3 protein-coding genes are annotated in these 2,802 nt (G+C 72.6%); all 3 read right to left on the reverse strand.

The annotated features are described in order from the left end of the window. Positions 1 to 400 precede the first annotated feature (400 nt). The 3 genes from AC2W7A_RS11280 to AC2W7A_RS11290 all read right to left on the reverse strand — a co-directional run bounded on the left by AC2W7A_RS11280 (position 401) and on the right by AC2W7A_RS11290 (position 2,710). Entirely contained in the window at positions 401 to 1,096 is a 696-nt protein-coding gene (locus AC2W7A_RS11280; protein ID WP_485991433.1) for a response regulator transcription factor, read from the reverse strand. Continuing rightward, positions 1,093 to 2,481, reverse strand: coding sequence for a sensor histidine kinase (locus AC2W7A_RS11285; RefSeq protein WP_485991434.1), 1,389 nt, complete (start codon positions 2,479 to 2,481; stop codon positions 1,093 to 1,095). Before AC2W7A_RS11285 ends, AC2W7A_RS11280 begins: the two co-directional genes overlap by 4 nt. A gap of 70 nt (positions 2,482 to 2,551) precedes the next feature. Further along, positions 2,552 to 2,710 carry a hypothetical protein gene (locus AC2W7A_RS11290; protein ID WP_485991435.1) on the reverse strand — a complete coding sequence of 53 codons (159 nt, stop codon included), beginning with the start codon at positions 2,708 to 2,710 and terminating at the stop codon, positions 2,552 to 2,554. Positions 2,711 to 2,802 lie beyond the last annotated feature (92 nt).

The following is a 2,802-nucleotide window of genomic DNA, read 5'->3' on the forward strand; positions in this document are numbered from 1 at the left end:
CACAGCAGGCGCCGGCCGACGGCCCCGGCCGCGGAGGAGACCCTCCCGCCGGTCGTCGAGCAGGCCGAGCCACGCCGCACCGTGGTGCTGCCCACCGTGCCCCGCCCGACCTACCTGGACGCCCCGGAGATGCAGCGTTCGGCGCCGGCCCGCATCGAGACGGAGCCGAAGGCCCCGTCCGGGGACGTGCGCCTGGCCGAGGGCGTTTCGGAGCTGCAGCGCCGCCGGCGCCCGCGCGCAGGCCGCCCCGTCCCTGGACCTGGACTCGGTGCTGGCCCGCCGCCGCGCCTCCTGATCGTCCGCAGGCCGCACGGCCTCCGGCGCCCGTCACCGCACCTGACGCAGAACGGCCCGCTTCCTCAGCCGCGAGGAGGCGGGCCGTTCCGCGTCTGTGGCCGGCTCAGCTCCGCCGGTAGTCGTCCTCGTGGACGAGCCGGTAGCCCACCCCGCGGACGGTGAGGATGCGGTCGGCGCCGATCTTGCCGCGCAGGTAGCGCACGTACACGTCCACCACGTTCGAGCCCGGGTCGAAGTCGTAGCCCCAGACGCTGTCCAGCAGCTGCTCGCGGCTCAGGGCCTGGCCCGGGTGGCGCAGGAACTCCTCGGCAAGGGCGAACTCGCGGGCGGAGAGGTCCACGCTCCGGCCGTCGATCCGCACGTCGTGCGCCACCGGGTCCAGCTCCAGGTCGGCATGGCGGAGCACCGGGTCCTCGGACGTGGCCGGCACGCCGGTGCCGGTGCCTCGCAGCCGCAGCCGGATGCGGGCCACAAGCTCGGCGAAGCGGAAGGGCTTGGGCATGTAGTCGTCCGCGCCGCCGGTCAGGCCGGAGACGGTGTCCTGGGCGGACGAGCGGGCGGTGAGGATGATGACGGGCACGGTCTCGTCGTGCACCCGCAGCCGGCGCAGGACCTCGAAGCCGTCCACGTCCGGCAGGCCCAGGTCCAGGATGATGAGCTCGAACGAGCCGGTCAGCGCCAGTCCCAGGCCCTCCTGGCCCGTCTCGGCGACCGTGACGGAGAAGCCCTCCGCCTTCAGTCCCTTCGTGACGAAGCGGGCGATGCGCTCCTCGTCCTCGATCAGCAGGATCGGCGTCATGGTGTGGGTGCCTCCGGGGCTCGGTCCTTCGGGGGAGTGCGCAGCGGGATCTCCATGGTGAACACCGAGCCGGTGCCCTCCACGGACTCCAGGGTCACACGACCGCCGTGCGCGGCGGCGATCGCGGAGACGATGGTCAGGCCGAGCCCGGAGCCCTCCTGACGGGTGCTGGCGCCGCGGCCGAAGCGCTCGAAGATGCGCTCACGGTCGCCCGCGGCAACGCCGATGCCCTGGTCACGGACCCAGAGGCGGAGCGTGCCGTCATCGACGGCGGTGCCGAGCTGCACCTGGGTACCGTCCTCGGAGTAGCGCACGGCGTTCGAGGCGAGCTGCAGCCAGGCCTGGGTGATGCGCTGGACGTCGAGCATGGCCTCGGTCTCCGCCGTGGACTCCAGGATCCACGTGCGTTCGCCCAGCTGAGCGGCCTTGTCCAGGACGGAGGCGGTCAGGGCGCCGACGTCCACCGGCTCCGGGCGCACGAAGTCCGGGCGGGCGGTCTTGGCCAGCATGACGAGGTCGTCCACCAGCCGGCGCATCCGCTGCAGCTCGTCGAAGGAGATGTCCATGGACTCGCGCACGTCCTCCGGGTCCTCCGGGTCCATGACCTCGAGGTTGCCCTGGACGATGGTGATCGGGGTGCGCAGCTCGTGGCCCACATCGTCCAGCAGCTGGCGCTGGGACGCGAAGGCGGCCTCGAGCCGCTCGAGCATCTCGTTCACGCCGGTGCTGAGGGCGGCCACGTCGTCGTGGCCGCTGACGGGGACGCGGCGGCCGAGGTCGCGCTCGGTGATGGTGCGGACCGTGGAGCTGAGCTGGTCCAGCGGGGTGAACACCCGGCGCAGCATGATCCAGGCCAGCAGCACCACCAGCAGGGAGCACAGCACCGCGGCGAGGGCGTAGCCGGAGTAGGTCTCCTCCAACACGTCGACCTCGGCGTCCATGTCGAACGCCACCAGCAGCGCGCCCCGGTCCTCGGGTGCCGTGCCGCCCACGGGCACCACGGTGGCCCGGTAGGTGGTCTCGGAGGTGGTGACCGTGGAGACGCGGACCGAGTCCCAGTCCTCGCGCTCCAGGGCCCAGGCGACGAGCTCGGGGTCGTCCTCGAGGCGCAGCTCGACGGCGTCGGCCGCGCCGAGGGTGGCCCGGCCGTTCTCCAGTCCGAGCAGTCCCTCGTTGCGGACCGGCAGGGTGCGCACCATGGCGACCTCGATCAGCTCGGCGGCGGAGGAGATCGGCTTGCCCGTCTCCGGGACCACGCCGTTCTCGGACAGCAAGTTCAGCTCTTGGACGGTCCGTCCGAGCGCATCGTCGACCCGTTCGGAGACGGAGGCGCGTTGGAGCATGTAGGCGGTGACGCCGGAGAAGACGAGCGCGGCGATCGTCATGAGGACGACCAGGACCGTCAGACGGACGCGGACGGGAGCGGCGGACCACCGGCGACGGCCCGCATCGCGGTCAGTCGTCGTCCCAGTCGTCATCGTCGTCGTCATCGTCGTCCTCGTCGTCGTCCCAGTCGTCATCATCCCACTCGTCGTCGTCTCGGTCGTCATCGTCATCGTCGAGGACGGTCGGCGGGGCCGCGGGAACGCGGGGGATCGGTGCGCTGGACGCCACCGGAGGTGCGGCCGGGCGCGGGGGCCGTGGTAAACCGGACGGGGGGGACGCGGCCGGGGTGTGGGGGTCGGACTGCGGCCCTGGACGTGGAG

It is taken from the genome of Micrococcus sp. LASM2_SD2 (assembly GCF_057364565.1).